This window comes from Shimia sp. MIT1388 (genome assembly GCF_047124445.1).
GTDB lineage: Bacteria > Pseudomonadota > Alphaproteobacteria > Rhodobacterales > Rhodobacteraceae > Shimia.
The window spans coordinates 289,352-315,844 of sequence record NZ_CP138921.1 but is presented as its reverse complement, the minus strand read 5'-3'; the positions used below and the strand labels follow the sequence as shown (position 1 = coordinate 315,844).

Genomic DNA, 26,493 nt, shown 5'->3' with positions numbered 1-26,493 from the left:
TCAGGCAGCCTAGCAGAAATCATCTCGTTTGGCGTTCACGGTTTCTTGGGCTTCTTCTTTCCACAAATGTCCTGGGGAAGCCTCAGCGCTGCTGAGACTGGGGCAAAGCCCCCTAGACTTGCCCTGCCAATGTGCGCCCGCGCCGATCATGGCGCAGGGACGCATACAAAACATGCGTGCGCCAGCGCCCATTGATCTGCAAATAACTCTGCGCCACACCTTCGTATTTGAACCCAGATTTCTCCAGCACACCGCGGCTGGCCACATTCTCCGGCAAACAGGCGGCCTCAATCCGGCTCAGGTCCAATCGCGTGAAAGCATGATGTACCACCGCCTCAATCGCCTCAGCCATAAAGCCCTGACGCGCAAAGGGCTGCCCCACCCAGTAGCCAAGCGTGCCCGCCTGCGCGGGTCCCCGACGGATGTTGTCCAGCGTGATTGCCCCAACGAGCCTGTCATCTTCGCGGCGGAACATAAACAGCGGTACGGCGCTGTCATTGCTGATCGAGCGCTGTGCCCAGTAAACGCGGTTGGTGAAGCTCTTGCGGCTCAGATGGCTGCTGGCCCAGACCGGCTCCCAGGGAATGAGGAAATCCGCGCTGGCAGAGCGCAACTCCGCCCATTCGCGAAAATCCGCATGGATCGGCGGGCGCAACGTCATGCGCTCGGTCTCGATCCGAACCCTGCGACGCGTCAGCAGCATCAGGCGGCGCGCCTCTCTTCCAAAGCTTCCAGCGCAGGTGCAGCGGACACCGGCCCGTAGAGCGCCATCGCGCTGCGGGCCTGGCTCGCCATCTGTTCGGCCAAGCGGCGTACATCGGCGTCGCTCACCGCATCAATGCGCTCCACGGTTTCCGGCAAGCTCGGGATTTTGCCCCAGATCGCCAGCATCCGCGCCAGACGTTCGGCGCGGCTCGACGGGCTTTCCAGCCCCATCAGCAAGCCGGCCTTCATCTGCGTGCGCGCCCGCGCAATCTCCACAGGGTTCATATCCTCCGCGGCGCGTTTCAGCTCATCAATGGTGATCTCGGCCAACTCGCCGATTTGCTCCCCAGACGTGCCTGCATAGACCGTGGTCATGCCGGTGTCGGCATAGGCCCCGGTTTGGGCAAAGATCGCATAGCACAATCCCCGCTTCTCACGCACTTCCTGGAATAGACGGCTCGACATGCCACCGCCCAAAGCGCTGGAGTAGATCTGTGCTGTATAGATGTCAGCGCTGCAATAATCCGGGCTTTCAAAGCCAATCGCAAAATGTGCCTGTTCCAACGCCTTTTCGGTGCGGTACTCGCCGCCGACAAAGCGCGCAGGGACCAGTTCGATGGATGGCCCGCGTTCCAGATGCCCAAACATCTCCTCGGCCATCCGAACGATCGCGTCGTGATCCACCGCGCCTGCCGCCGCCAAGATCATCCGCTCCGGACGGTAATGCTCGGTCACAAAGGCCGAGAGGTCTTCGCGCCCAAAGCGACGCACGTGGTCCCCCTCGCCCAGAATGGTCCGCCCCATCGGCTGATCCGGGTAAGCCCGTTCCTGCAGCCAATCAAAGACCACATCATCCGGAGTATCCAGCGCCTGGCCGATCTCCTGCAAGATCACACCGCGCTCGACCTCGATCTCGTTTGGATCAAAGATCGGGTTCAGGACAATGTCACCAACCACATCCATAGCCAGCGCCACGTCGTTTTTCAGAACCCGCGCATAGTAAGCGGTTACCTCGCGACTGGTATAAGCGTTGATATAGCCGCCCACATCTTCGATGGTCTCGGCAATCTCCAGCGCTGTTCGACGCTCGGTGCCTTTGAAGGCCATATGCTCCAGAAAATGCGCGATACCGTTTTGCGGCGCGCGCTCATGGCGCCCACCGGCGCTCACCCAAATGCCAATGCTGGCGCTTTCCAGCCCGGGCATGTGTTCTGTTGCGATCTGAAATCCGTTCGCGAGTGTGTGCAGCTTGACTGTCAACGTTGTGCAATCCGTTCCTTGATGAGCGCTTCCAGCGCTCCCAGATCGTTGGGAACCCGGGTCACGCGTTCGTCTTTGTCCATCATATCCGCCATATGCGGCGGCAGTGCCGGACGTGCCCCCATCGCCGCTTCCACCGCGTCCGGGAATTTCGCTGGGTGCGCCGTGGCCAAAGTGACCATAGGCACTTCGCCCAGATAGGCACCCGCGACCTTTACGCCAACCGCCGAGTGCGGGCAAAGCACTTCTCCACTTGCGGTAAATTCGGAGGCAATCGTGGCGTTGGTTTCCTCTTCCGAGGCACGGCCGCTCTCAAAATGCTCACGTAGCGTTTCCATCGCACCCTGGGAGATCGCAAAGGAGCCGTCCTTCAGCTCTTCCATCAACTGCGCCACCGCGCCGCCATCACGGCCATAGGCGTCAAACAGCGCGCGCTCAAAGTTAGAGCTGACCTGAATGTCCATCGACGGGCTGATCGACGGGGTCACGCCCTCTTTGGTGTAGGCCCCGGTCTCCATGGTGCGGTGCAGGATGTCGTTCTGGTTGGTCGCAATCACCAGACGATCAATCGGCAAGCCCATCTTCTTGGCGATATAACCCGCAAAGATGTCGCCAAAGTTGCCGGTGGGCACGGTAAAGCTCACCTTGCGATGAGGCGCGCCAAGGCTCACGGCAGAGGTGAAGTAATATACCACCTGCGCCAGTACCCGCGCCCAGTTGATCGAGTTCACACCGGCCAGTTTCACGCCATCGCGGAACTCAAAATCGTTGAACATGTCTTTGAGCTTGGCCTGGCAGTCGTCGAAGTCGCCGTCCAACGCCAGCGCATGCACGTTTGCGTCATCCGGTGTGGTCATCTGCTTGCGCTGAATGTCAGACACGCGGCCATGCGGGAACAGGATGAACACATCCACATTGTCCAGCCCGCGGAAGGCTTCAATAGCTGCGGACCCGGTGTCACCAGAGGTCGCGCCCACGATGGTCACACGCTCATTGCGGCGCGCCAGCGAGAATTGGAACAGCTGCCCAATCAGCTGCATCGCAAAGTCCTTGAACGCCAGCGTTGGGCCGTGAAACAGCTCCATCAGGTAGTGGTTTGGCGCCAGCTGCACCAACGGCGCGCGCGCCTCATGGCGGAAGCTTGCATAGGCCCGCGCGATGATGCCCTTGAACTCCTCGTCGGTGAAAGCATCGCCCACAAACGGACGCATCACGATAAACGCGGCCTCTTCATACGACTTGCCCGCCAGTCCTGCGATCTCCTCGGCAGACAGCGTTGGAATGCTCTCTGGCACATAGAGCCCACCGTCACGTGCCAGACCGGTCAACATGGCCTCTTCAAAGCTCAGCTCAGGGGCGTTTCCACGGGTCGAAATATATTTCACGTCTCTCAGGCCTTTTTGGTTTTGCGCATCCGGCGCAGGTAATACAGGGTCATCGCCACCCACACAATTGCCAGTCCGTACCATGTCAGGACATATTCAAGGTGATTGTTGGGCAAAGCGGCAGTGTCCACCGGCAATGGCGTCGCAATCGCCCCCTTGTCGCTGTCGTCCCGCACAATCAGCAGCACCGGCTCGGTCCCCAGAACTTCAGCCATCTGATCCACATCGCGGGCAAACCAGATATTGCCGTCCACATCATTGGCGGGCGTGAAGCTGTCGCGCTCCTCCGGCCAATGCAGGTTGCCAACCACATCCACAGCGTGCGCGAGCCGTGCGGCGTCTTTGTCTGCGGTTTTGATCCAGCCGCGATCAAGCATGATCCGACGGCCGCCTTCGGTCTCAAACGCCGACACCAGGCGATAGACCGCCCCGGCGTCCCGCGTGCTGGCCAACAGGTGGATTTCATCTTCGGTGATGGTGCCAGACACAGCCACCGGCAGGTACTTGTCCCGCTCCATATCAATCAGGTCCGGCAGCGCAACAGGATCGCTCGCAATCCGCGCGTTGATCTCCGCAATCACGTCCGCTTTCCAAGCCATGCGCTGCACTTGCCACGTGCCCAGCGACACCAGCACCACCGTGCCCAAAATGCCAAAGAACAAGGGCCAGAACAGTCGACGCAAGACAGCGATCCTTCTTAGAAAGAAAAAGCGCGGCAGAACCTGCCGCGCTTTGCTTTAATCGTATCCAGTCTCAAGGATCAACCTTTAGCAGGTCGCCTTATTGGCCCCAGATGTAGACCGCGGCAAACAGGAACAGCCAGACCACATCCACAAAGTGCCAGTACCAGGCAGCCGCCTCAAAACCGACGTGCTTTTCTTTGGTGAAGTGACCTGCGTTCAGACGCAGCAGGCAGACAAACAGGAAGATCGTGCCGATCACAACGTGGAAACCGTGGAAGCCAGTCGCCATGAAGAAGGACGCGCCATAGATGTTGCCGGAGAAGCTGAACGCCGCGTGGCTGTACTCATAGGCCTGGAAGAAGGTGAAGATCACACCCAGCAGAACCGCGATAATCAGACCGTTTTTCATGTCTTTGCGGTTGTCTTCATGTGCCAGCGCGTGGTGCGCCCAGGTCGCCGCACAGCCGGAGCACAGCAGGATCAGCGTGTTGATCAGCGGCAGGTGCCAAGGATCAAAGGTCTCGATGCCCGCTGGTGGCCAAGGGCCGTCCACGGCTGGGCTGTTGCCACCTGGATCCATTGGGTACATGCGGTGCTTGAAGAAGGTCCAGAACCACGCCGCAAAGAACATCACTTCGGACATGATGAACAGGATAAAGCCGTAGCGCAGGCCGATCTGAACAACCGGTGTGTGGTCACCCACTTTGCTTTCCGCAATCACGTCAGCCCACCAGCCGAACATTACGTACAGAACCGCCACCAGGCCAATCAGGAACACCCAAGGTCCGCTGTCGTGCATCCACAATACTGCGCCAAACAGCATGATAAAGCCACCAACGGCGCCCAGGAACGGCCACCATGAGGGGTTCAAAATATGATAATCGTGATCTTTTACGTGCGCCATTTTCTCAGTTTCCCTCGTTGGAAGGCTTGCCCTTAGTTTTGCTTTTTCTCACCCGCTGTCGTCAAGGACGCCAGCTCTTCGGGCAAGTCTGTTTCATAGAAGGTGTATCCCAATGTGATCACCTTGATATATTTCGCGTCCCGGTCATCCACGATTTCCGGATCCACGTAAAAACTTACCGGCATCGTCACCCGCTCACCGGGTTGCAGCACCTGCTCTTCAAAGCAGAAGCAGTCAATCTTGGTGAAGAACCCACCAGCATCATACGGCGCCACGTTATAGCTCGCGGTGCCCGCAATCGGACGGTCGGTTGGGTTGTATGCTTCGTAGAACGCCAATCCGGTCTCACCAATGCGCACTTCCATCTCGCGCTGCATGGGTTTGAATTCCCACGCCATATCGCGCTCAATGGAGGCGTCAAAACGGACCTTGATGGTCTTGTCGAGGATCACATCGCTGCCTGCCTCGGCGGTGTTGGTCACGCCACCAAAGCCGGTCACGCGGCAGAACCAGTCGTAAAACGGCACAGACGCCCAGGCCAGCGCGCCCATGGTGATAACCACGCCCACAGTCTGAACCAGCGTCTTTTTCTTCGGATCCATCGCCATCACTGCCCCCGCTGAATGCTGGCGTTTTCCGGCTCATAATCGCCGCGGGTGACTTTCACCACGGTCAGGCCAAAAACGATGACAATGAAACTCACCAAGACCAGCGCAACCCCAAGGTTGCGGCCAAAGCGGCGCTTATGCAGTTCGTGTTCCTCGCGAAAGCTCATCTGCTTACCATCCTCCGATGCCATAAGGGGCCAACGTGGCCTCTGCCAAAATCGCACCAAAATGCAGGAACAGGTAAATCAGCGACAGACCAAAGAATGCTTTCTCGCGCTTGTAGCCGTCGGCTTCGGAAATCTCTTCGTCACGCCGCCAGATCGAAATCGCACCGGCCACAAACAAGCCGTTCAGGATCAAGGCGGTGGTCAGGTAAATCGGGCCGCCCACACCGGTGAAGGCCATGCCAATCGCCACAACGGCGAGCAGCAGTGTGTAGACCAGAATGTGATTGCGGGTCACGCGGCGCCCATGGGTCACGTGCAACATCGGCACGCCCGCGTCTTTGTAGTCGGACTTCATGAACAGACACAGCGCCCAGAAATGCGGCGGGGTCCACATGAAGGTCAGCGTGAACATCAGCACGCTCTCAATCGAGATGCCGCCGGTCACAACCGCCCAGCCGATCATCGGAGGGAAGGCACCTGCCGCGCCACCAATCACAATGTTCTGCGGGGTCCAGCGTTTGAGCCACATGGTGTAAATCACCACGTAGAAGAAAATCGTAAAGGCCAGCAGCGCCGCCGCAACCCAGTTGGCTGCAAGGCCCAGCATCACCACGGCAAATCCGGACAGCGCCACACCAACGGCCAGCGCCTCACCTTCAGTGACTTTGCCAGCAGGGATCGGACGGCCTTGGGTGCGCTTCATCACGCGGTCGATGTCCGCGTCATACCACATGTTCAGCGCGCCAGAGGCACCGCCGCCTACTGCGATAAACAGAATGGAGCAGAAGGCCACAAACGGATGCACCGAGCCCGGCGCGGCCAGCAGGCCCACGGCGGCTGTGAACACCACCAGCGACATCACCCGCGGCTTCAGAAGGGCGAAATAGTCGCCAAACTCTGCGTCGCCGTGGCTGGCTCTGGCTTGCGTATTGATGCTTGCGTCGCTCATGCTCTGTCCTGTGTGTGAAAGGCGGACACCATAGCCCGCCTTGCGCGTCACAATCGGCGGAGACAGGCCCCGCCGATGGTAAGATTAGTCAGCCGAAGCCACTTCGATCGCTGGCAGGGTGGACATGTCACCCGCATACTCTTCGATCGCGCCTTTCAGCCATTCGTCATAGGCCTCTTGGGACACCACTTGAACGGTGATTGGCATGTAGGCGTGGTCCTTACCGCAGAGTTCAGAACACTGACCAAAGAAGATGCCTTCTTTCTCAGCTTTGAACCACAGCTGCGCGATACGGCCAGGCACAGCGTCCTGCTTCACACCGAAGGACGGAATGGTCCAGCTGTGGATCACATCCGCACCGGTCACGTCCATGACAACGGTTTTGCCGATTGGCACAACCACTTTGGTGTCGGTTGCCAGCAGGTATTCGTCTTCGTTGTAACCGTTGGCCGCCAACTCTTCTTTTGGCAGCATGAAGCTGTCGAAAGCAAACTCGTGGTCGGTGTACTCATAGCCCCAGTACCACTGGTAACCGGTCACTTTGATGTGCACTTCACCTTCAGGGATTTCCTGCTGGTTGAACAGCACCGGCAGAGAGAAGGACCCGATCAGCACCAGAATCAGGATTGGACCCAGGGTCCATGCAATTTCCAGCGGTGTGTTGTGGGTGAAGGTGCCCGGTGTTGGGTTGGCACGGCGGTTGTAGCGCACGATGCAGTAGATCAGCAGTGCGGTCACAAACACGGTGATGATTGTGATGATGGTCAGGATCAGACCGTCCAGAGAGTGAATCTGACGGGCCAGTTCGGTCGCCGCCGGTTGAAAGCCAAGGCCCTTGGGCTCAGGCTTACCAATGGTTTCGGCGGTCTGCGCAATGGCAGGCGCCGCAAGTGTTGCTGCCATAAGGCCCAGGAATGTCGAGAGAATTCGCATGTGTCACCCTGATCGGTTGCGGTGTTGTTCTTGTCGGTTTCACAGAATCCCTCATGCCTTTCGGCGGAATCCCGCTGTTGTTTCGCGCCTAAAAACCATATTCTCTCCCGTAGATAAAGATCGAAGCTTGCGTCAAACGGACGCTTTTTTGATTTAGATCAAATTTAGAGGCTGACAGCACATGACCCAAACCCGCTTCCAACCCTTTGAAAACGCAATAGATGAGGGCACTGCCCTGCGGCATTTGCGCGCTGCGACCACGGGGGCAGATGATGGCGAGCTGTTTTTTGAACGCCGCAGTTCGGAAGCTTTGGTGTTTGATGACGGCCGGATCAAGACCGCAAGCTATGACGCCGCCGAAGGATTCGGCCTGCGTGCCGTGAATGGCGAGGTGGCTGGCTACGCCCACTCCTCCGAGATCAGCGAAGCCGCCATCAAACGCGCCGTGGACACCGCACGGCTGGCTGTTGGTAACGGCGGCGGCACGCTGGCTGACGGCCCGACGCCGACCAACCGCAAGCTTTATACCGACGCCGATCCCATTGGTGGCATCGACTTCCCGGTCAAAATCGAAACTCTGCGCGACATCGACACTTTTGCCCGCGACCTTGATCCCCGCGTGGTCCAGGTCTCCGCCACCTTGGCAGCCTCGCACCAAGAGGTGGTGATCTTGCGCCCGGATGGGCAGGTCATCACCGACACACGCCCGATGACCCGTGTGAATGTCTCGGTAATTGTCGAAGAAAACGGCCGCCGTGAAAGCGGCTCCGCTGGCGGCGGTGGCCGCGTAGGGCTGGACGGCTTGCTCGATCCGGCGGACTGGCAGGCCAAAACCCGCGAGGCGCTGCGCATCGCCACCGTCAACCTATCCGCAGTCCCTGCCCCCGCTGGCCCCATGGAAGTGGTGCTTGGCCCCGGCTGGCCCGGCATCCTGCTGCACGAAGCGGTCGGCCACGGCTTGGAGGGTGATTTTAACCGCAAAGGCAGCTCCAAGTTTGCCGGAATGATCGGCAAACAGGTCGCCTCCAAAGGTGTGACCGTGATTGATGACGGCACCATCCCGGACCGTCGCGGCTCCATCACGGTGGATGACGAGGGCACGCCCTCTGGCAAAACCACTCTGATCGAAGACGGTATTCTGGTTGGCTATATGCAGGACCGCCAGAACGCCCGCCTGATGGGCGTCGCGCCCACCGGCAATGGCCGCCGCGAAAGCTACGCCCACGCCCCCATGCCGCGCATGACCAATACATATATGGAAGGCGGCAACGCGGCCCCGGCTGATTTGGTCGCCTCGTTGAAGGATGGCATCTACGCCGTCGGTTTTGGCGGCGGGCAGGTCGACATCACCAACGGCAAGTTTGTGTTCTCCTGCACCGAAGCCTATCGCGTGGAGAACGGAAAGGTCGGCGCTCCCGTTAAAGGCGCTACCCTAATCGGGGATGGGGCAACCGCCATGACCCAAATTAAAGGTCTGGGTAACGATATGGCGCTTGATCCTGGCATGGGGAACTGCGGCAAAGCCGGTCAATGGGTGCCGGTTGGCGTGGGCCAACCTACTGTTTTAATGGACGGTTTGACGGTTGGTGGCGCGGCCACCTAAGGCGTGACTGTATAAAATGTGAGGGGAATTCGTTTTATTTGGTCAAAACTCAATTTTTTCCTGTTTGGTTTACGCGCTGTTAACCACTGAAAGCCTAAACCTAGTCTTGCAAGCAGGCGGAGTTGCGGATGACCGAAGATCGAATTTCTTCCACTCACCCCCAAATCCCACCCACCACGGAGGAAACGCGATTATCGCGGCTTCGCCTCTTGCGATCCCGACGTGTCGGGGCAACAACATATCATAGATTGATGCGGGAGCATGGATCGGCTGAGGCGGCCCTAAACGCCCTGCCCGACATAGCAAGAACTGCTGGCGTGCCCCGGTACACCCCAACATCAATCGACGACGCAAAACGCGAACTGAATGACGGCCGTGCTCTTGGAGCGCGGCCGCTTTTCTTTGAGGATGCCGACTACCCCGCGCTGCTGAAGGAAATTCCGGACGCCCCGCCGATGCTTTGGTGCCTCGGCAATGTAAACCTCTTCTCCAATCCCACAGTCGCCATCATAGGTGCCCGCAACGCGTCCTCTTTGGGCCTGCGCATGGCCAAACGCCTCGCCGCCGATCTGGGCGACGCGGGCCTCACCGTGGTCTCCGGCCTCGCCCGTGGTATCGACGCAACAGCGCATGAAGCATCTTTGGACACCGGCACCATCGCCGTCTACGCAGGCGGCCTCAACCGCCCTTACCCGTCCAAGAACATCGACCTCGCAGAGAAAATTTCGGCGCAGGGCCTCTGCCTTTCTGAGCAGCGTCCAGACATGGAACCCCGCGCCCGCCACTTCCCGGCCCGCAACCGGATCATCTCCGGCCTTGTGCGGGCTGTGGTGGTGGTCGAAGCCGCCGCCAAATCCGGCAGCTTGCTCACTGCGCGCATTGCGCTGGACCAGGGGCGCGACGTGCTGGCTGTCCCCGGGCACCCGTTTGACGCCCGCGCCTCCGGCGCCAACATCCTGATCCGCGACGGCGCCACCTTGGTGCGCGGCGCAGAAGACGTACTCGAAGTGCTCAACACCCTCCCCCTGCGCGTGCCCAAACAACCAGACATCCCACAAGACCCGCCGACAAACCGCCCAGACCGCAGCCTGCGCGACACGGCGGCGCTGCACAGTGAAATCCTGCAACGCCTTGGCCCTTCGCCAATCAGCGAAGACCAATTGGTGCGCGACATGGTGCTCTCCCCCTCAGAGGTCACACCGGCGCTGCTTGATCTGGAAATGCACGGCAAGATCACCCGCCTGGCCGGCGGGCTGCTATCCAAAACCTAAATTATGAACGACTTAGCGACACCAATCCGTCAGCACCGGACCATAAGCCGCGCAATACTCTGGCGACGCCCACCAGGCCTCGCTCGACGACAGCGTATACTCCACCGCCACCCAGACATTGCCAGACTTCTGATACATCACATCAATGTAGGGCTCTTCCCACTCTTCAAAGTAGTCACCGCCCATGCGCCGCGAAATCGGCGTGGCGTTCAGATCAATCTTCCCGCCACCGGGGCGCTGCGCATAAAGCCGGCCATAGCCCACGTCACCCGCCACCCGCAGATCCTTGACCACAAACTGAACCGGCGCGCCCAGCCGCCACTCCGCAATTGGACGGATCGCGCTCATCATATCTTTGCGCACTTGCGTGCCCCGCGCCGGCTCTTTCCAGCTCTGCGCCAAAGCACCGCTTGCCGCCGTCACCATCAAAACACCTGCCAAAATCAATTGCTTCATTCGTTAAATTCTCCCTTAATGCCGCGCAGTCTTACACGCGAAAAACCGCTATGCATTGACAATCCCCCCTTTCGCCCCACATTTTTCGCCGCCATAAGGCTCGCGCCGAGTCGAGAGGAAAATGAATGCCAGTCGTTGTCGTAGAATCCCCAGCCAAAGCCAAAACCATTAATAAATACCTTGGCTCGGACTACACAGTATTAGCCTCCTACGGCCACATCCGCGACCTGCCCGCCAAAAACGGCTCGGTGGATCCGGACGAAGACTTTGCGATGACATGGGAGATAGGCCATTCCTCTCGCCCCCACGTCAAAGCCATTGCCGACGCTCTGAAAAACGACAACGAACTGATCCTCGCAACCGACCCCGATCGCGAAGGAGAGGCGATCAGCTGGCACTTGGAAGAGGCTCTGCGCAAACGCCGCGCCATCAAGAAAGACACCAACGTGTCCCGCGTGGTGTTCAACGCCATCACCAAAGCGGCCATCACCGAGGCAATGCAAAACCCACGCCAGGTAGACCAACCTTTGGTCGACGCTTATTTGGCCCGCCGCGCATTGGACTACCTTGTTGGGTTCAACCTCTCCCCGGTCCTATGGCGCAAACTGCCCGGGGCGCGCTCAGCCGGTCGCGTGCAATCCGTTTGCCTGCGTCTAATTGTTGAGCGCGAAAGTGAAATCGAGGCGTTCAACGCCCGCGAATACTGGTCCGTGAAGGCCCAGCTTTCTACACCGCGCAACCAAGAGTTTGAGGCCCGCCTCACCGTGTTGGGCGGCGAGAAGCTCGACAAATTCTCGCTGGAAAACTCCACTGCCGCCGAACTGGCGGTGCAGGCGATCCAAAGCCGCGACCTTTCCGTGGCCCGCGTGGAGGCCAAGCCCGCCTCCCGCAACCCGTCCGCCCCGTTTATGACCTCGACCCTGCAGCAGGAAGCCAGCCGCAAATTTGGCATGGGCGCGAAACACTGCATGAACACCGCCCAGCGTCTCTATGAGGCTGGGTATATCACCTATATGCGGACCGACGGCATCGACATGGCGCCGGAGGCCGTGCAAGGCGCCCGTGACGCCATCGAGGCGCTCTACGGCAAGGATTACGTACCGGGCAAGCCCCGGATTTATAAGAACAAAGCCAAAAACGCTCAGGAAGCGCACGAATGTATCCGGCCTACGGATATGATGCGCAAACCGGCTGACCTGAAGGTCACCGAAGATGATCAGCGCAAGCTTTACGACCTGATCTGGAAACGCACCTTGGCCTGTCAAATGGAAGGCGCCCGATTGGAGCGTACGACGGTTGATATCGCCTCTGGTGATAAGCAGATTGAGTTGCGCGCCACTGGCCAGGTGGTGATGTTTGACGGTTTTTTGCGTGTCTACGAAGAGGGCCGCGACGATCAGGTTGTCGATGATGAGGACGGCAAACGCCTGCCGCAAATCATGCAAGGCGAGGCCATGGCCAAAAACGCCGTCTCGCCGGAACAGCACTTCACCCAGCCGCCGCCCCGCTATACCGAGGCCACCTTGGTCAAGCGCATGGAAGAACTCGGCATCGGCCGCCCGTCGACTTACGCGTCGGTGATCACCACCATTCAGGATCGCGACTACGTCCGCAAAGAAAAAAATCGCCTCTTCCCAGAGGACAAAGGCCGGATCGTGACGATCTTCCTGGTGAACTTCTTCCGCAAATACGTTGGCTATGAATTCACCGCCAACCTCGAAGAAGAGCTCGACGACGTCTCCGCAGGCGACCGCAACTACAAAAACGTGCTGGCCCGATTCTGGAAAGACTTCCATGCCGCCATCGCTGAAACCAGCGACCTGCGCATCTCCGAGGTGCTCGATATCCTCGACGACGCGCTGGCACCCCAGCTTTATCCGCCGCGCGAAGACGGCGCCGACCCGCGCGTATGCCCAAAATGTGGCACGGGCCAGTTGCACCTGAAAACCTCCCGCTCCGGCGGTTTTGTCGGCTGTGGCAATTATCCTGAATGCACCTTCACCCGCCCCATTACCGGCGAAGGTGCAGAGGGAGAGGAAAAACTGCTTGGCGAAGACAGAGGTGACGAAATCTGGCTCAAGAGCGGGCGCTACGGCCCCTATTTGCAGCGTGGCGAGGTGCACCCGCAGTCCAAGGAAAAACCGCCTCGTGCAAACCTCCCCAAAGACCGCAACAAGAAACCTTTGCCGGGCTGGGGACCCGATGAGATCACGCTTGAAAAGGCTGTGACCCTCTTGACCCTGCCGCGTATCGTTGGTGAGCACCCCGATGGCGGTAATATCAAGGCTGCGCTCGGCCCCTTTGGCCCCTACATCATGCACCAGCTGCCAACCGAAGCAAAACCGGTCTACGTCAACCTCAAAGAACTTGTCGAAGTCCTCGAGATCGGCATGAATCATTCAGTGGAGCTTCTGGCCGAAAAGCGCGCCAACCCCGGACGTGGCAGGGGCTCCGCGGCCAAAGCCCTGCGTGAACTAGGTGAACATCCCGATGCCGGTGGTCCGGTCAACATCATGGAAGGCCGCTATGGCCCTTATGTGAAATGGGAAAAAGTCAACGCCACGATCCCAAAAGAGATCGACGTGAAAGACGTGACCATGGAACAGGCTGTGGAGTGGATCACCGAAAAAGCCGGTAAAAAGCCAACCAAAAAGAAAGCCGCCGCGAAGAAAAAAACGGCAGCAAAGAAAAAGGCACCGGCCAAGAAAGCAGCTGCCAAAAAGACCAAAGACGATTAAAAGATCCGGCCCCCACTGCGGGGCCTTTTCTTTGCCCGCCCCCCCCCGCTGAGATCGTTTCTTCTTGCCAAAAATATCCCGGGGGTTTGGGGGCTGGCCCCCAATCCGTCCACAACCCGCCCACGCGACACTACCCATAAACGCCCGTAGTAATACCGGACACCCCCTGCTGGCGTTGACTCATCTCCGCCTCGCCGTCACTACTCTCCCCAATTTCCGGATAAGGGGAGACATCCATGAAAAAGGTATATGCAAATGCCGCCGAGGCGCTGGACGGCGTTCTGAGCGACGGCATGTTCATTGCCTCAGGCGGCTTTGGCCTCTGCGGCATTCCCGAGCTTCTGCTCGACGCAATCAAAGACAGCGGCGTCAAAGACCTGACGTTTGCCTCCAACAACGCGGGCGTTGATGACTTCGGCATCGGCATTCTGTTGCAGACCAAACAGGTCAAAAAGATGATCAGCTCCTACGTGGGCGAAAACGCAGAATTCATGCGACAGTACCTCTCCGGTGAGCTGGAGCTGGAATTCAACCCACAGGGCACCCTGGCCGAGCGCATGCGCGCTGGAGGCGCGGGCATCCCGGGCTTCTTCACCAAAACCGGCGTGGGCACCGTGATTGCCGAAGGCAAGCTGGAAAAGCAGTTCCCCACCGGCCCTGATGGCGCGATGGAAGACTACATCATGGAAGAAGGCATCTTTGCCGATCTGGCCATTGTGAAGGCCTGGAAAGCCGATGAAACCGGCAACCTAGTGTTCCGCAAAACCGCGCGCAACTTCAACGCGCCTGCGGCCACCTGTGGCAAAATCTGCATCGTGGAAGTTGAGGAAATCGTGCCCACCGGCAGCCTAGAGCCTGACAGCATCCACCTGCCCGGCATCTACGTGCACCGCATCATTCAAGGTGATCACGAAAAACGTATCGAACAGCGCACCGTGCGCCCGCGTGAGGAGGCATAATCATGGCTTGGGATCGCAATCAAATGGCGGCACGCGCCGCACAGGAACTGCAGGACGGCTGGTATGTGAACCTCGGCATCGGCATCCCGACGCTGGTCTCCAACCACATCCCCGAAGGTGTGGAAGTCACGCTGCAATCGGAAAACGGCATGCTCGGCATGGGCCCGTTCCCGATCGAAGGCGAAGAAGACGCCGACCTGATCAACGCCGGCAAGCAGACCATCACCGAGCTGCCACAGACCGCGTATTTTGACTCTGCACAGTCTTTCGCAATGATCCGCGGCGGCAAAATCGCCATGGCCATCCTCGGCGCGATGGAAGTGGCTGAGAATGGCGATCTGGCCAACTGGATGATCCCCGGCAAGCTTGTCAAAGGCATGGGCGGCGCGATGGATCTGGTGGCCGGTGTCGGCCGTGTGGTGGTGGTGATGGATCACGCCAACAAGCACGGCGTCTCCAAAGTGCTGAAAGAATGCACCCTGCCCCTGACCGGCAAGGGCGTGGTTGACCGTATCATCACCAACCTCGGTGTACTTGACGTGGTCGAAGGCGGCCTGAAAATCGTCGAATGCGCCGATGGTGTGTCTGAGGACGAACTGCGCGCCGCAACCGAGGCAACCATCGTCAACTAAACGCGACGCACATACAAAGTTGCAAAGCCCCGTCAGATTTGGCGGGGCTTTTTTGTGGGTTAACCGAGGGCAGCTCCCGACCGCGGGTGGAAGCGAAGCGCCCGCCCATGGGGGCGGTGGGGCGCCGCCTTCAGGGCGCTCCTTCCACGGCTTTGAACAAGCGAAAGTCGACGACCGGCAGAACCCCAAAAAAACCGCGCTCTCTGCGCTGGAATTTTATCGACACTTGCTCGGCCTCAGTGCAACCATACAAAGGCGCGAAACTTGACTCTGACGAGAACGCGCCCGAGCGAGCAGGTCCCGCACGCACGAGCGAGTTGCGTAGCCTGTCACCACCAAGAAAAACCGCATTCTGATCAAAATAGACAACGATATGCTCGTGCTCTCCTGATGGGAGCATCGCTGCCACGTCTGGCTGCCCAAACCCGACAGTCCAATTGGGTATGTCCGAAAGGTAATACGTGTACTCAGTTATCACGCACACGGTGGAAACATGATCGGGCAACACCGTGCTTAAATCAACGTGGCCACGGTCGTCCAAACCGGCGAAAAAGTCTTTATCGAGCACACTCAAACTGTTTCCAGTCCATTGGTCTGATGCGAGCCTTACCTCTTCGCAGGCCTGATCGCGAAGCGGATCAGCAGTTAGGAAAAAATCCAAAACTTCTTTTGCGCAGAGCCCGTGATCCGCATTGGGCTCGCCAACTCGCCTCCAATTTGTCGTCCAATACAGTAAGCAAATTAGACCCACCACTCCAAGTGCAACAAGGTAGCGGCCAAAGCCTTTGAAATGCATAGAATACTTCATGGCCGCATGAAGCACATGTTCCCCCAAAATCTACAAGCCCCTCTGTTTCCCTTTCGCGAAGCACACACTCAACACCGACGCTTTTTCAAAGTGAACAGGACGTAAACGCCTCCTTTCAACTCTTGTCGCCCTTTGGGATATTCACCCCAAAGTTGATTTGGAAATACAATCAAACACAGGCTTGCTACCCAGCATGTCGCAAAACTGTTACAAGCGCCGTGCTATCCAGAAGTCAGACATGAGACAGTTACGACTAAACAGGTTGATGTGATGCGGAGGGGTTGGACAGCTCTGACCCTGCACCGCCAACCGACACGTCTCCTGTCTGTTTTTCCACAACACACGGATATGATTTATGCTGAGCTACAGCGCGGATACCGGTTGGGTATTCGATCCTTTTCAATGCGCCCTGATTGTCGCTTTCATCGCCTTTTCTGTGTATCGCAACCGCATTCGCCGAAAATCCTTGCGACAACGAGAGGACGGTCTCTACGTCTGGGTGGAATGGCACGGGGGCGAGCGCTGCTCTGACACAGATCCGTCCGAACCCGGCGGACTATGGGACAGCGAAGCAGATGGAGACGGAGGCGATTGATCGGCCTCTTTTTTTTTTGCCTCCTGCAAGGCGCCTAGCTCACTATCCCAACATCCCCCGCAATTCCGTCTTCAACACCTTCCCATAGTTGTTCTTCGGCAGGCGCTCCACCTGCACATAGTCCTTTGGCCGTTTGAACCGCGCAATCTCCGTCAGGCAATGCGCCTCCAACGCCGCCACATCCAGCGCGCCATCACAGACTACAAAGGCCACCACATCCTCGCCCCACTCCGGGTGCGGCCTGCCCACCACGGACACTTCCACCACAGAAGGATGCGTGAGCAGCACCTCCTCCACCTCACGGGGGTAGATGTTGGTCCCACCGGAAATAATCAGGTCTTTAGAGCGATCTTTCAGCGTCAGATACCCCGCCGCGTCCAACACGCCCAAGTCGCCCGTGTGCAGCCACCCGTCTTTCAACGCCGCGGCCGAGGCCGCCGCGTTGCGCCAATATCCCGGCATCACCGCATCCCCACGCGCCAGGATTTCCCCAACCTCGCCCGCAGGCAAAATCCCTTCCGGCCCGCCAATCACCAGCTCTACCACCGATTGCGCCCGACCAACCGACGCCAGCTGAGCCACATCCCCGCGCGCCACCTCATCTTTGCTCAACGCCGTGATGCACATCGGGCATTCTCCCTGCCCGTAAATCTGCGCAAACACCGGCCCAAAGTGATCAACGGCCTCTCGGATGTCCTCCACATACATCGGCCCACCACCATAGACGACGGTGCGTAGCCCCGCCCCATCGGCCCCCATCGCCTTGGCCACTTGTGTCATGCGCTTCACCATCGTGGGCGCAGCAAACATATGCACCCGCCCAAAATGCGCGGCGAGATCAAAAATCTCCGCCTCGTCAAAGCCACCACTCTCCGGCACCACATGCCGCGCGCCTTTGAGCACATGCATCACATTGTAAAGCCCGGCGCCATGGCTCATCGGCGCCGCATAAAGCGCCGTATCCTCAGCGCTCACCTGATCCACATCGGCAAAATAGCTCATCGCCATGGCCACAATCATGCGATGGGTGATCATCACGCCTTTGGGCCGTCCCGTTGTGCCGGACGTATAAAACAACCAACAGAGTTCGTCTGGGTCGCGGGCCACAATCTCTGTGCTTTCAACCCGGGTATCTGGCACGGTGGCACAAGCCACATCACAAACCTCTGAGAGATCGCTCTCAAAGCGTGCGGAAACAAAACACATCCGTGCCTCCGCATCCTGCAAAATCCAGGCTGCTTCTTTGGGGTGCAGCTTGGCGTTGATCGGCACCGCCACCGCCCCGGCAGCCCAAATGCCATACAGCGCCATCAGATACTCAGGGCAGTTTTTCATAAACACCCCAACCCGATCACCCGCTTGCACCCCATGTGCATCCAGCCACTGCGCCACCCCCAGCGCGCGGCTCAGAAACGCTCCATAGGTCTCGACACAGCGCTGCCCCTCAAAAATCGCCTGCCGCTCCGACGCGCGCTGTGCCGCGCGCACCAACCATGTCGCAATGTTCATCGATGACCTCCCTCTCCCCACCTCAGCAAGCCGCAAGACCGCCCGCGCTGCAATCCCGTAAAACCACCAGTCCTTGCCCCACCCAATTGGTAACGGCTTTTTAGCACTCTCATGCTCAGGTGATGCTGAAACTTAAATGCTCATTCAATTTTTGGAGTCATCATGCAAAAATCCACGCTTTTTGCCGCCGCCCTTGCGGCCCTCGCCACCACAGCTTCGGCCGAAACTGTCAAACTGACCACGCTGGAATGGCCCCCATATGTAAACGCTGATGGCTCCGGCACGTCAACGGACGCGGTCACCGCCGCCTTTGCCGCCGCAGGGGACGAGGCTGTAGCCGAGGTCTTCCCATGGAACCGCGCTGTGAACCTCGCGGCCAAAGATCCAAACTACCTGGGCCTTTACCCGGAATACTATGACGCCGGTGCAGACGCTGAAAAAGGTGGCGACCGCTGCGTCTACTCCGCCCCATTTGGCACCTCCCCGGTGGGCTTCATCCACCGCAAAGACAACGCCTTTAGCTGGTCCTCCCACGACGATCTCGGCAACTACCGCATTGGCGTGGTCGAGGGCTACATCAACGAAGCCCGCTTTGACGCCATGGTTGCTGACGGCTCTCTGAAAGTGGACGCAGGCCCAACAGATGCCTCCAACGTGGAAAAAGTCGCAGCTGGCCGCATGGACGCCGCAGTAATCGACCGCAACGTGTTTGAACACATGCTCGCCACCGAACCACGCCTGGCTAAACACGCCGACGCGCTGGTGTTCCACGAAACCCCATTGGCCAACCACAATCTACTGGTTTGTTTTGAAAACTCCGACGCAGGCCGCGCAGCCCGCGACCGGTTCAATTCCGGCCTGTAAGACAACCAATCACCACGAAACGGCGCGTCCAATAGGCGCGCCGTTTTTCATTGCGCCTTCCCCTTTCTGCGCGCCTGTGCCATCACTGCGCCCCATGGAACTAAACGCCCTCGCCTTTGATCACGCCCCCGTCGGGCTCTGCATTCTGGAAAACCGCATCATCCAGCGGGTGAACCTGCGGTTTGGCGAGATGTTTGGCATCGTGCCTGAAGACTGCGCCAACCGCTCCATCGCCGATTTTTACGCCTCGGACGAGGACTTTCAGAAGCTTGGCAAAAAGGTCTACACCACCATGGGCAACACCGGTCGCTATAGCGACGAACGTGTGATGCAGCGCATGGACAAAACACTCTTCTGGTGCCGCGTCCGTGGGCAGTCCACGTCACCAGAAAACCCTTTCTACAAAAGCGTTTGGTCCTTTGCGGACCTGTCTGAGGACCGACCTGTTGTGGAACTCACCCAGCGCGAACGCCAGGTCGCCATTCTGACCTGTCGCGGCATGACTTCCAAAGAGATCGGGCTGGAGCTGGACCTGTCTTATCGCACGGTCGAAGAGTACCGCGCCCGCCTTCTGCGCAAGTTCAATGCCCGCAAACTGGCCGAATTGGTGGCCAAACTGTCCGGAATGCCGCTGTAGGGATGATTTGGGGCTGGAAACTCCGTCCATTTCCCCCCATCTGAACCCCAGTTCAGCTTTCCTAGGGGCAGCTTTTTCTCTATAAGCGCCGCAGGGGAAACCAATAAGACTCAACAGCGCTTAAGCGCGTAGGGGATAGAAACGGAAAATGAGCAAAAAAAATCACGACTCTGATGTGGCCTTTATTTCTGCTTTGGCAGAGCTGCTGCGCGAAAACGACCTGACCGAACTGGAAGTAATGCGCGAGTATGGCGAAGACGACAGCCTGAACGTCCGCGTCAGCCGCCAGACCCAGGTGGTCGCAGCCGCTGCACCCGTGGCCGTCGCAGCCCCAGCCGCCGCGCCAGCACCTGCTGCCGCCGCACCAGCCGCAGCCCCTGCTGCCGCACCTGCCGCCTCTGAGGACGATCCTGCCAGCCACCCGGGCGCAGTGACCTCGCCAATGGTTGGCACCGTGTATCTCGCACCAGAGCCAGGTGCCGCACCATTCGCCACCGTGGGTCAGACCGTATCTGAGGGCGACACCCTGCTGATCGTGGAAGCCATGAAAACCATGAACCACATCCCGGCGACAAAATCCGGCACCGTGAAGCGTATTCTGGTGGGCGACGGCGACACCGTGGAATATGGCGCACCGCTGGCGATCATCGAGTAAGGCATTCTCATGTTTGATAAAATCCTGATCGCAAACCGCGGAGAGATCGCCCTGCGCGTGATCCGTGCGTGCCGCGAAATGGGCATCAAATCGGTTGCGGTGCACTCCACTGCTGATGCCGATGCGATGCACGTGCGCATGGCGGATGAGGCCATCTGCATCGGCCCGGCCCCCGGCACCGACAGCTACCTGAACATGGCGGCCATCATCGCCGCCTGCGAAGTTACCGGCGCGCAAGCGATCCACCCGGGTTATGGCTTCCTCAGCGAAAACGCCAACTTCGTGCAGATCATCGAAGACCACGGCCTGACCTTCATCGGCCCCACTGCGGAACACATCCGCATCATGGGCGACAAAATCACCGCCAAAGACACCATGATCAAACTGGGCGTGCCTTGCGTGCCTGGCTCGGATGGTGGCGTGCCAGATCTGGCCACCGCCAAGAAGCTTGGCGAAGAGATGGGCTATCCGGTGATCATCAAAGCCACCGCTGGTGGCGGTGGTCGCGGTATGAAAGTGGCCCAAACGGCTGCGGACATGGAAAGCGCCTTTATGACCGCCCGTGCGGAAGGCAAAGCCGCCTTTGGCAACGATGAGGTCTACATTGAAAAGTACCTCACCACCCCGCGCCACATCGAGATTCAGGTCTTCGGTGACGGCAAAGGCAAAGCGGTGCACCTGGGCGAGCGCGACTGTTCGCTGCAGCGGCGTCACCAGAAGGTCTTTGAAGAGGCCCCCGGCCCCTCCATCACACCGGAAGAGCGTGCCAAGATCGGTAAGGTCTGTGCGGATGCGGTTGCCAAAATCAACTACATCGGTGCCGGCACCATCGAGTTCCTCTATGAGAACGGCGAGTTCTATTTCATCGAAATGAACACCCGTCTGCAGGTGGAACACCCGGTGACCGAAGGCATCTTTGGCGTGGACCTCGTGCGCGAGCAAATCCGCGTTGCGGCCGGCTTGGACATGTCCTTTGAGCAGGACGAGCTGGAAATCAACGGCCACGCCATCGAGGTTCGGATCAACGCTGAGAAACTGCCAGAGTTCGCCCCACGTCCCGGCAAGATCACCGCCTATCACGCACCCGGTGGCCTTGGCGTACGCATGGATTCTGCGCTCTATGACGGCTACAACATCCCGCCCTACTACGACAGCTTGATCGGCAAGCTGATCGTGCATGGTCGTGACCGGGCCGAGGCGCTCGCGCGTCTGGACCGGGCCTTGGGCGAGCTGATCATCGACGGCATCGACACCACGACGCCGCTGTTCCACGCCCTACTTCAGGAAAAAGACATCCACACCGGCGAATACAACATTCACTGGTTGGAGAAATGGCTCGAAGCCAACATGGCTGAGGGCTAATCCTGCTTGGGCGCGCATCATGAGTGAGGTCACGCCAGACCTTTTGATGCGCGCCTATGGCATGGGAGTCTTTCCCATGTCCGAAAACCGCGACGATCCCGACATCTTCTGGGTCGACCCGATCCGCCGCGGCATCTTCCCCCTCGACAGTTTCCACATCTCCCGCAGCCTCGCGAAACGCATCCGGCGTGGCGGCTACACGGTCTCGCTCAACGCGGACTTCGAAGGCGTGCTGGAAGGCTGCGCCGACCGTGAAGAGACTTGGATCAACGCGCAGATTCATGCCCTCTACATGGCGCTGCACGCACGCGGAGAGGCCCACTCATTGGAAGTCTGGGATCGCGATGAACTGGTGGGGGGCGTCTACGGCGTAACCCTTGGTGGGGCTTTCTTTGGAGAGAGCATGTTCTCCCGCAGAACCGACGCCTCGAAAATTGCTCTGGCCTATCTGATCGAGCACCTGCGCCGCTGTGGTTTTACGCTTTTTGACACACAGTTTGTGACCGATCACCTGATCTCTCTGGGGGCGATCGAAATCCCACGTGCGGATTATCACAAGATGCTGACATGGGCGCTGCGGCACGACGCCGACATCACGGCTCACTCGTTGCCGTCGCCCTCAGAGGTGCTCTCCGCGTCCGCCTGAGCCAAGCCCGTACAGCGCAACACCCAAACGTCATAGCGGGCATGGTCCAGCGCGCTCAACGCGGGTGACGACGCCACCATCCAGCCCTGGAACACATTGGCACCAGAACCCTGATCCTCATAGACCGAGATAAAGGCAAAGGCGTCGCCATTTGGGTTTTCGCTGGGATGACGGCATTGCGCCATATCCACGCGCAGCGTGCCAAAGTTTACCGAATAGCCGTTATCAAGCTCAAAGTCCGCCACCTGCCCGGTCAGCTTATCCAGCCCCCGCAGCAACGCCCCCTTGCCCACCGTGGCAGCCACCACGCTCTCGCTTTTGACGTCCCCTAGGGGAATATCCAGCGTCTCATATTTGAGCGGCTCGATCTCCAGCATCTCGATCTGGATGTCCTGCGCCTGTGCCATCACTGGCAGCAATGTCGCCGCAGCCAAGGTTGCCCACTTACTCATCGTCGCCACCGCTCACAAATTTCAAAAGCAGCGAAATCAGACTCACAGAACTCTGCGTGTCCTCGATCTCATCCCCGGCTTCAAAATTGAACGGCGAGCCGCCCGGCAAAATTTCCACAAAATTCCCGCCCAACAGGCCCTCGGAAGAAATCACCACCGCGCTGTCATCCGGCAGTTCAATGCCATCGAGCACGCTAAAGGTGGTCTCTGCGCGGAAGGTCTGCGGATCGAGCTGAATGTCGGTTACGGTGCCAATCTTCACACCGGCCAGCCGCACATCTGTGCCCACGCTCACGCCCTCAATTGAACGGAAGGACGCGTTGAGCCCATAGCCACTGCTGCCCTGCCCCACAGAGGCAAACTGCGCGCTGTAAAGCATGAACCCGGCAGCCACAGCCACCACAGCAGCGCCGACAAATGTCTCTGTACGAACCGCGGACATAAACCTTACTCGGGGCTCCAGGCCTCATAGTCGGATCGTTCCACCGGCGCTTTGCCATGCGCGCGAATGGTGCCCGCAGGCGCATAGGCCAGCGCGGTGCCGGTCACGTTTTCCTGATGCGGAATTTCCCATTCTTTGTGCTTCAGCGGCTTCTGGCTTGGCACCTCATCAAAGGTACGGTGCAGCCAACCATGCCAATCGGCACTCACGCGGCTCGCCTCAACTTCGCCGTTGAAGATCACCCAGCGTTTGGAATCATTTTCGGTGCGGTAGTAGACGTTGCCTTGCTCGTCTTCGCCCATCTTCACGCCTTTGCGCATGGTAAACAGCTTGGTGTTCAGCGTGCCGCCGTTCCACCAGGTCAAAACATTGTTGATCGTGCTCAGAATGCCCATGGGAGTCTCCGCAAATTCTTCCCTCATATGGACTATTTGTCCGCAAAGGTCCAGTGGCGGAACCGCGCACATTGCTGCAATGCAATCAACCTTTGGCGGCGGCCCGCCCACGCCACATGATCACCAGTCCTGAGAGCACAATCAGCGCACTGCCGATCAGCATATAGCTGTCCAGCCGCTCGCCAAACATCACCACGCCCAGAGCCACACCAAACAACAGGCGCGAGTAGCGGAACGGCGTCACCGCAGACACTTCTCCGGTACGCATCGCCCGCATCAAGGCGCTATAGGCAAACACGCCACAGGCCACCGCGCCCACCACCGACAACAACGCCATAGGCGGCGGAGTGTGAAACGGCACCTGCTCCCAGATCACGCCATAGGCTGCGCCCGCAACCACAATCGCCAGAAACCCATAGAGCCCCAAAACAGCGGTACTTAGGCTCGCAGGCGCCGCCCGGCTGGCCAAATCCCGCCCGGCAAAACCCAGCATCCCGGCAACAGCCAACAGCGACAGCCAGCTAAAGCTGTCCCCTCCCGGCCGCACAATCAGCACCACGCCCGCCAGCCCAATCACAATCGCCAACCAGCGCCGCCAGCCCACCTGCTCGCCCAGCACCAGCGCGGCAAAAGCCACCACCACCAAAGGTGTGGCCTGCAAGATCACCGTGGTCGAGCTTAACGGCGTAAGCGCCAGTGACAGCGTAAAAAACAGGCGTCCAACAATCTCAAACACCACCCTTACCTGCATCGGGCGTGACACCACCTCTTTCGGTGCCAAAGGCTGCGATTTCGCCCGCAGCCACAGCGCAAACACCATCGCGCCCCCGGCCCCAAACAGCACCATCACCTGCGCTATTGGCAAGCTCTGCGCCGCCGCCTTGAGGAACGCATCCTCCACCGCAAACCCCGCCATGGCCGCAACCATAAAAACTGCGCCCAGCCGATTGGCCGCGCGGTCGGTGGCAATATGGGATGTCATGATCGACGCCTTACTTGGAGACCCGCGCGGTGACTTCGATCTCGATTTTCATCGCCTCTTCCATCAGGTTGGCAATAATCATCGTCGCCGCCGGCTTGGCTTTGGCAAACACCTCACTGGTCACCGGCCAGCATTTCTCAAAGTCGTCGCCATTGGGCAAAATGTAGTTCACCCGCACCACGTCATCGAGCGAGCTGCCTGCTTCCTCCAGCGCCTTGCCAATGGTGTTGAGCGTGTTGCGACATTGATCCGCCACGTCCTCAGGCATGGTCATGGTTTCGTAGTCATACCCCGTGGTGCCCGCCACAAAGACCCAGCCATCCGCCACCACCGCGCGTGAATACCCGATTTTCTCTTCAAACGGCGATCCGGTGGAGATGTGACGTACAGACATGGGGAGGCTCCATTAATTAAGTTGCCCAAGACATCCTCCGGTGGTGCGGGAGTGTCAATGCGGCTTAGCGTTTCCAGAACCGTTTAGACGGCTTCTTCTGCGCTTTCAGATGCTTGCGCAGCTCAGTGAAGCCACCAATCTTTATGCCATCAATGAAAACAAGCGGCGTGGTGGTCACGTGATGTTTGTCTTTGAAGGCATCGGTCTCATGCCGCGTGCGCAGCACATGTTCGTCAATGTCAAACCCATGGCTCTGCAACAACTGCAACGCCGCCGTGCCGTAGCCACAGGTGTAATATGGCAAATCCATCCGATAGAGCGTTGCTTTGGCCATCACAGGTCTCCTCACGTTTTCAAAGGGATATGAAAGCCGCGCCACAGAGGCGCAAGAGACGCACGTTCACATTGATGTGGTGAGATGTGATGATGTCCCCCTATGCCGATGCTCCGCATCGGCAGCGCCCCATTGGCCGACAGGGGCTTGCGACGCAAGCTCCCGAGAGGTGAACCGCCCCCACGGGGCGAGCGCTTCACTTCCTGCCCCTCGGTTCGTGCGCCAAATTGTGTCCCTTGAGCCAAAACCCCAAAGAAGCCGCGCCTTGGCAAAGCGAAAGGATAAGCCTAACTTTCAATCCAGACAAGAAACCGCTTGGAAAGCTCAATGGAACGACTTGGTAATATCGGATTTGAAAAGGTCGGCCGATGGACTTTGACCGGAAACTTGATTGAACTTGATCTTGCAAGATTGGCCCATGCCGAAAGAGTTCTTTACGCCTTCGTTGTCAACGACGAGGTCATGTACATAGGGAAAACAAGGCGAACACTAAAAAAACGCCTCTATGGGTATCAAAACCCGGGTCCAACTCAATCCACTAACATCAAGAACAACGCCAAAATTCACGAGGCTCTTTGCGACGGCAACTTAGTGGAGATATGGGCACTCGTAGATAGTGCACAATTACGTGTTGGCGAGTTCCGTATAGATCTGGCAGCAGGCCTAGAGGATGACCTCATCACTAAGATTTGCCCCCCCTGGAACGGGCGAGACTCACAGACAGCCAGCGTGTTGGTCGTTGCACCAGGCAGAGACGACCCCTCATGCAGAAAAAAAGCTCACTCTTGCAATGACGAGGCAATGAGCAAAATAACTCACGACACCCTAATCCATGAGTTCCAATTCCTGCTTCGCAAAACTTACTATGAACAAGGTTTTTTCAACGTAGGGGTTAACTTCGAACAGCTAATCGGAGGCGACGGGGAACAGATCGAAATTTTCCTGGGAACTAGTGACAACGTTTTAAAAGGGCGTATCAATAGATCTGTAAACTCAAACAACACTCCTAGGATTATGGGAGGGGTCGGACTGCGCGATTGGTTTCATCGAAATTTCGAAATAGACATGCTGGTAAGCGTCTCAGTTCAGGGCAAGACTGCAATTAGGTTAAGCAAGCAATCTTAAACCGGCAACGCATCAAACATCGAAAACCGAAAAACCTAGA

At 58.5% G+C, this 26,493-nt stretch carries 30 protein-coding genes; 12 read left to right on the top strand and 18 right to left on the bottom strand.

All coding sequences use genetic code 11. From position 1 onward, the window contains the following. Window positions 1–112: 112 nt before the first annotated feature. The 9 genes from SIB92_RS01530 to coxB form a co-directional block, all read right to left on the bottom strand. Entirely contained in the window at window positions 113–703 is a 591-nt protein-coding gene (locus SIB92_RS01530; RefSeq protein WP_412554157.1) for a GNAT family N-acetyltransferase, read from the bottom strand. Then, window positions 703–1,965, bottom strand: a complete 1,263-nt coding sequence (locus SIB92_RS01525; protein WP_412554156.1) for a M16 family metallopeptidase — start codon at window positions 1,963–1,965, stop codon at window positions 703–705. Before SIB92_RS01525 ends, SIB92_RS01530 begins: the two co-directional genes overlap by 1 nt. Then, window positions 1,962–3,350 (bottom strand): threonine synthase, encoded by a 1,389-nt coding sequence (gene thrC / locus SIB92_RS01520; RefSeq protein WP_412555784.1) that lies wholly within the window; start codon window positions 3,348–3,350, stop codon window positions 1,962–1,964. Before thrC ends, SIB92_RS01525 begins: the two co-directional genes overlap by 4 nt. A 5-nt stretch (window positions 3,351–3,355) precedes the next feature. Continuing rightward, on the bottom strand, window positions 3,356–4,033 hold the full coding sequence (locus SIB92_RS01515; protein ID WP_412554155.1) for an SURF1 family protein: 678 nt from the start codon (window positions 4,031–4,033) through the stop codon (window positions 3,356–3,358). A gap of 97 nt (window positions 4,034–4,130) precedes the next feature. Continuing rightward, a complete protein-coding gene (locus SIB92_RS01510; RefSeq protein ID WP_412554154.1) occupies window positions 4,131–4,937 on the bottom strand; it encodes a cytochrome c oxidase subunit 3 in 807 nt (268 codons plus the stop codon). 32 nt (window positions 4,938–4,969) lie between these two features. After that, the gene (locus tag SIB92_RS01505; protein WP_412554153.1) at window positions 4,970–5,545 is read right to left on the bottom strand and encodes a cytochrome c oxidase assembly protein; all 576 of its coding nucleotides are present in this window, start codon (window positions 5,543–5,545) and stop codon (window positions 4,970–4,972) included. Beyond that, window positions 5,545–5,712: a hypothetical protein gene (locus tag SIB92_RS01500; protein WP_058240054.1), complete on the bottom strand. Its 168-nt coding sequence runs from the start codon at window positions 5,710–5,712 to the stop codon at window positions 5,545–5,547. Before SIB92_RS01500 ends, SIB92_RS01505 begins: the two co-directional genes overlap by 1 nt. A 4-nt stretch (window positions 5,713–5,716) precedes the next feature. Beyond that, window positions 5,717–6,661: a heme o synthase gene (gene cyoE / locus SIB92_RS01495; protein ID WP_412554152.1), complete on the bottom strand. Its 945-nt coding sequence runs from the start codon at window positions 6,659–6,661 to the stop codon at window positions 5,717–5,719. 84 nt (window positions 6,662–6,745) lie between these two features. Next, window positions 6,746–7,594, bottom strand: a complete 849-nt coding sequence (gene coxB / locus SIB92_RS01490; RefSeq protein WP_412554151.1) for a cytochrome c oxidase subunit II — start codon at window positions 7,592–7,594, stop codon at window positions 6,746–6,748. Between the two features lie 181 nt (window positions 7,595–7,775). Between coxB and tldD the strand changes: the two genes are divergently transcribed. Both tldD and dprA read left to right on the top strand, forming a co-directional pair. Next, on the top strand, window positions 7,776–9,197 hold the full coding sequence (tldD, locus tag SIB92_RS01485; RefSeq protein ID WP_412554150.1) for a metalloprotease TldD: 1,422 nt from the start codon (window positions 7,776–7,778) through the stop codon (window positions 9,195–9,197). Between the two features lie 128 nt (window positions 9,198–9,325). After that, a complete protein-coding gene (gene dprA, locus SIB92_RS01480) occupies window positions 9,326–10,468 on the top strand; it encodes a DNA-processing protein DprA (RefSeq protein WP_412554149.1) in 1,143 nt (380 codons plus the stop codon). Window positions 10,469–10,480: 12 nt separating this feature from the next. Here dprA and SIB92_RS01475 read toward each other — a convergent pair whose 3' ends face one another. Then, window positions 10,481–10,924: a hypothetical protein gene (locus tag SIB92_RS01475; RefSeq protein ID WP_412554148.1), complete on the bottom strand. Its 444-nt coding sequence runs from the start codon at window positions 10,922–10,924 to the stop codon at window positions 10,481–10,483. A 125-nt stretch (window positions 10,925–11,049) separates the two neighbouring features. On the opposite strand from SIB92_RS01475, the gene topA reads away from it, so the two are divergent. The 3 genes from topA (at window position 11,050) to SIB92_RS01460 (ending at window position 15,253) form a co-directional block, all read left to right on the top strand. Then, window positions 11,050–13,662 carry a type I DNA topoisomerase gene (gene topA, locus SIB92_RS01470; protein ID WP_412554147.1) on the top strand — a complete coding sequence of 871 codons (2,613 nt, stop codon included), beginning with the start codon at window positions 11,050–11,052 and terminating at the stop codon, window positions 13,660–13,662. Between the two features lie 236 nt (window positions 13,663–13,898). Next, window positions 13,899–14,621, top strand: coding sequence for a CoA transferase subunit A (locus SIB92_RS01465; protein ID WP_412554146.1), 723 nt, complete (start codon window positions 13,899–13,901; stop codon window positions 14,619–14,621). Window positions 14,622–14,623: 2 nt separating this feature from the next. Continuing rightward, window positions 14,624–15,253, top strand: a complete 630-nt coding sequence (locus SIB92_RS01460) for a 3-oxoacid CoA-transferase subunit B (RefSeq protein ID WP_294113972.1) — start codon at window positions 14,624–14,626, stop codon at window positions 15,251–15,253. A gap of 130 nt (window positions 15,254–15,383) precedes the next feature. Here SIB92_RS01460 and SIB92_RS01455 read toward each other — a convergent pair whose 3' ends face one another. Beyond that, window positions 15,384–16,061: a hypothetical protein gene (locus SIB92_RS01455; protein ID WP_412554145.1), complete on the bottom strand. Its 678-nt coding sequence runs from the start codon at window positions 16,059–16,061 to the stop codon at window positions 15,384–15,386. A gap of 355 nt (window positions 16,062–16,416) precedes the next feature. Between SIB92_RS01455 and SIB92_RS01450 the strand changes: the two genes are divergently transcribed. After that, entirely contained in the window at window positions 16,417–16,656 is a 240-nt protein-coding gene (locus SIB92_RS01450) for a hypothetical protein (RefSeq protein WP_412554144.1), read from the top strand. 42 nt (window positions 16,657–16,698) lie between these two features. On the opposite strand, the gene SIB92_RS01445 is transcribed toward SIB92_RS01450, so the two are convergent. Continuing rightward, on the bottom strand, window positions 16,699–18,165 hold the full coding sequence (locus tag SIB92_RS01445) for a class I adenylate-forming enzyme family protein (protein WP_412554143.1): 1,467 nt from the start codon (window positions 18,163–18,165) through the stop codon (window positions 16,699–16,701). Between the two features lie 162 nt (window positions 18,166–18,327). Between SIB92_RS01445 and SIB92_RS01440 the strand changes: the two genes are divergently transcribed. From SIB92_RS01440 to aat, 5 genes are all read left to right on the top strand, one after another. Next, on the top strand, window positions 18,328–19,029 hold the full coding sequence (locus SIB92_RS01440; protein WP_412554142.1) for a substrate-binding periplasmic protein: 702 nt from the start codon (window positions 18,328–18,330) through the stop codon (window positions 19,027–19,029). A gap of 94 nt (window positions 19,030–19,123) precedes the next feature. Further along, the gene (locus SIB92_RS01435) at window positions 19,124–19,666 is read left to right on the top strand and encodes a LuxR C-terminal-related transcriptional regulator (protein ID WP_412554141.1); all 543 of its coding nucleotides are present in this window, start codon (window positions 19,124–19,126) and stop codon (window positions 19,664–19,666) included. Between the two features lie 148 nt (window positions 19,667–19,814). Next, window positions 19,815–20,321, top strand: a complete 507-nt coding sequence (gene accB, locus SIB92_RS01430) for an acetyl-CoA carboxylase biotin carboxyl carrier protein (protein ID WP_412554140.1) — start codon at window positions 19,815–19,817, stop codon at window positions 20,319–20,321. A 9-nt stretch (window positions 20,322–20,330) separates the two neighbouring features. Next, window positions 20,331–21,683: an acetyl-CoA carboxylase biotin carboxylase subunit gene (gene accC, locus SIB92_RS01425; RefSeq protein ID WP_294113985.1), complete on the top strand. Its 1,353-nt coding sequence runs from the start codon at window positions 20,331–20,333 to the stop codon at window positions 21,681–21,683. A gap of 19 nt (window positions 21,684–21,702) precedes the next feature. After that, complete coding sequence (gene aat, locus SIB92_RS01420; RefSeq protein WP_412554139.1) at window positions 21,703–22,329, top strand: leucyl/phenylalanyl-tRNA--protein transferase; 627 nt, start codon at window positions 21,703–21,705, stop codon at window positions 22,327–22,329. On the opposite strand, the gene SIB92_RS01415 is transcribed toward aat, so the two are convergent. The 6 genes from SIB92_RS01415 to SIB92_RS01390 all read right to left on the bottom strand — a co-directional run bounded on the left by SIB92_RS01415 (window position 22,284) and on the right by SIB92_RS01390 (window position 25,328). Beyond that, window positions 22,284–22,781 carry a DUF2155 domain-containing protein gene (locus tag SIB92_RS01415; protein WP_412554138.1) on the bottom strand — a complete coding sequence of 166 codons (498 nt, stop codon included), beginning with the start codon at window positions 22,779–22,781 and terminating at the stop codon, window positions 22,284–22,286. The two genes, aat and SIB92_RS01415, sit on opposite strands and share 46 nt — an antisense overlap. After that, a complete protein-coding gene (gene mlaD / locus SIB92_RS01410) occupies window positions 22,774–23,223 on the bottom strand; it encodes an outer membrane lipid asymmetry maintenance protein MlaD (protein ID WP_412554137.1) in 450 nt (149 codons plus the stop codon). The genes SIB92_RS01415 and mlaD overlap by 8 nt, the downstream gene beginning before the upstream one ends. A gap of 5 nt (window positions 23,224–23,228) precedes the next feature. Continuing rightward, on the bottom strand, window positions 23,229–23,618 hold the full coding sequence (locus tag SIB92_RS01405) for an NADH:ubiquinone oxidoreductase subunit NDUFA12 (protein WP_412554136.1): 390 nt from the start codon (window positions 23,616–23,618) through the stop codon (window positions 23,229–23,231). A gap of 85 nt (window positions 23,619–23,703) precedes the next feature. Beyond that, window positions 23,704–24,600: a DMT family transporter gene (locus SIB92_RS01400; protein WP_412554135.1), complete on the bottom strand. Its 897-nt coding sequence runs from the start codon at window positions 24,598–24,600 to the stop codon at window positions 23,704–23,706. Window positions 24,601–24,610: 10 nt separating this feature from the next. Beyond that, entirely contained in the window at window positions 24,611–24,994 is a 384-nt protein-coding gene (locus tag SIB92_RS01395) for a RidA family protein (RefSeq protein ID WP_412554134.1), read from the bottom strand. Between the two features lie 64 nt (window positions 24,995–25,058). Continuing rightward, entirely contained in the window at window positions 25,059–25,328 is a 270-nt protein-coding gene (locus SIB92_RS01390; RefSeq protein WP_412554133.1) for a glutaredoxin family protein, read from the bottom strand. A 327-nt stretch (window positions 25,329–25,655) separates the two neighbouring features. On the opposite strand from SIB92_RS01390, the gene SIB92_RS01385 reads away from it, so the two are divergent. Then, window positions 25,656–26,453 (top strand): GIY-YIG nuclease family protein, encoded by a 798-nt coding sequence (locus SIB92_RS01385; RefSeq protein ID WP_412554132.1) that lies wholly within the window; start codon window positions 25,656–25,658, stop codon window positions 26,451–26,453. The last annotated feature ends 40 nt before the right edge of the window (window positions 26,454–26,493 follow it).

Coding starts and splice junctions, on each gene's coding strand:
- SIB92_RS01530 (WP_412554157.1), bottom strand. CDS start 703: ATGCTGCTGACGCGTCGCAGGGTTCGGATCGAGACCGAGCGCATGACG.
- SIB92_RS01510 (WP_412554154.1), bottom strand. CDS start 4,937: ATGGCGCACGTAAAAGATCACGATTATCATATTTTGAACCCCTCATGG.
- SIB92_RS01505 (WP_412554153.1), bottom strand. CDS start 5,545: ATGGCGATGGATCCGAAGAAAAAGACGCTGGTTCAGACTGTGGGCGTG.
- SIB92_RS01500 (WP_058240054.1), bottom strand. CDS start 5,712: ATGAGCTTTCGCGAGGAACACGAACTGCATAAGCGCCGCTTTGGCCGC.
- cyoE (WP_412554152.1), bottom strand. CDS start 6,661: ATGAGCGACGCAAGCATCAATACGCAAGCCAGAGCCAGCCACGGCGAC.
- coxB (WP_412554151.1), bottom strand. CDS start 7,594: ATGCGAATTCTCTCGACATTCCTGGGCCTTATGGCAGCAACACTTGCG.
- tldD (WP_412554150.1), top strand. CDS start 7,776: ATGACCCAAACCCGCTTCCAACCCTTTGAAAACGCAATAGATGAGGGC.
- dprA (WP_412554149.1), top strand. CDS start 9,326: ATGACCGAAGATCGAATTTCTTCCACTCACCCCCAAATCCCACCCACC.
- SIB92_RS01475 (WP_412554148.1), bottom strand. CDS start 10,924: ATGAAGCAATTGATTTTGGCAGGTGTTTTGATGGTGACGGCGGCAAGC.
- topA (WP_412554147.1), top strand. CDS start 11,050: ATGCCAGTCGTTGTCGTAGAATCCCCAGCCAAAGCCAAAACCATTAAT.
- SIB92_RS01465 (WP_412554146.1), top strand. CDS start 13,899: ATGAAAAAGGTATATGCAAATGCCGCCGAGGCGCTGGACGGCGTTCTG.
- SIB92_RS01460 (WP_294113972.1), top strand. CDS start 14,624: ATGGCTTGGGATCGCAATCAAATGGCGGCACGCGCCGCACAGGAACTG.
- SIB92_RS01455 (WP_412554145.1), bottom strand. CDS start 16,061: ATGAAGTATTCTATGCATTTCAAAGGCTTTGGCCGCTACCTTGTTGCA.
- SIB92_RS01450 (WP_412554144.1), top strand. CDS start 16,417: ATGCTGAGCTACAGCGCGGATACCGGTTGGGTATTCGATCCTTTTCAA.
- SIB92_RS01445 (WP_412554143.1), bottom strand. CDS start 18,165: ATGAACATTGCGACATGGTTGGTGCGCGCGGCACAGCGCGCGTCGGAG.
- SIB92_RS01440 (WP_412554142.1), top strand. CDS start 18,328: ATGCAAAAATCCACGCTTTTTGCCGCCGCCCTTGCGGCCCTCGCCACC.
- SIB92_RS01435 (WP_412554141.1), top strand. CDS start 19,124: ATGGAACTAAACGCCCTCGCCTTTGATCACGCCCCCGTCGGGCTCTGC.
- accB (WP_412554140.1), top strand. CDS start 19,815: ATGAGCAAAAAAAATCACGACTCTGATGTGGCCTTTATTTCTGCTTTG.
- accC (WP_294113985.1), top strand. CDS start 20,331: ATGTTTGATAAAATCCTGATCGCAAACCGCGGAGAGATCGCCCTGCGC.
- aat (WP_412554139.1), top strand. CDS start 21,703: ATGAGTGAGGTCACGCCAGACCTTTTGATGCGCGCCTATGGCATGGGA.
- SIB92_RS01415 (WP_412554138.1), bottom strand. CDS start 22,781: ATGAGTAAGTGGGCAACCTTGGCTGCGGCGACATTGCTGCCAGTGATG.
- mlaD (WP_412554137.1), bottom strand. CDS start 23,223: ATGTCCGCGGTTCGTACAGAGACATTTGTCGGCGCTGCTGTGGTGGCT.
- SIB92_RS01405 (WP_412554136.1), bottom strand. CDS start 23,618: ATGGGCATTCTGAGCACGATCAACAATGTTTTGACCTGGTGGAACGGC.
- SIB92_RS01400 (WP_412554135.1), bottom strand. CDS start 24,600: ATGACATCCCATATTGCCACCGACCGCGCGGCCAATCGGCTGGGCGCA.
- SIB92_RS01395 (WP_412554134.1), bottom strand. CDS start 24,994: ATGTCTGTACGTCACATCTCCACCGGATCGCCGTTTGAAGAGAAAATC.
- SIB92_RS01390 (WP_412554133.1), bottom strand. CDS start 25,328: ATGGCCAAAGCAACGCTCTATCGGATGGATTTGCCATATTACACCTGT.
- SIB92_RS01385 (WP_412554132.1), top strand. CDS start 25,656: ATGGAACGACTTGGTAATATCGGATTTGAAAAGGTCGGCCGATGGACT.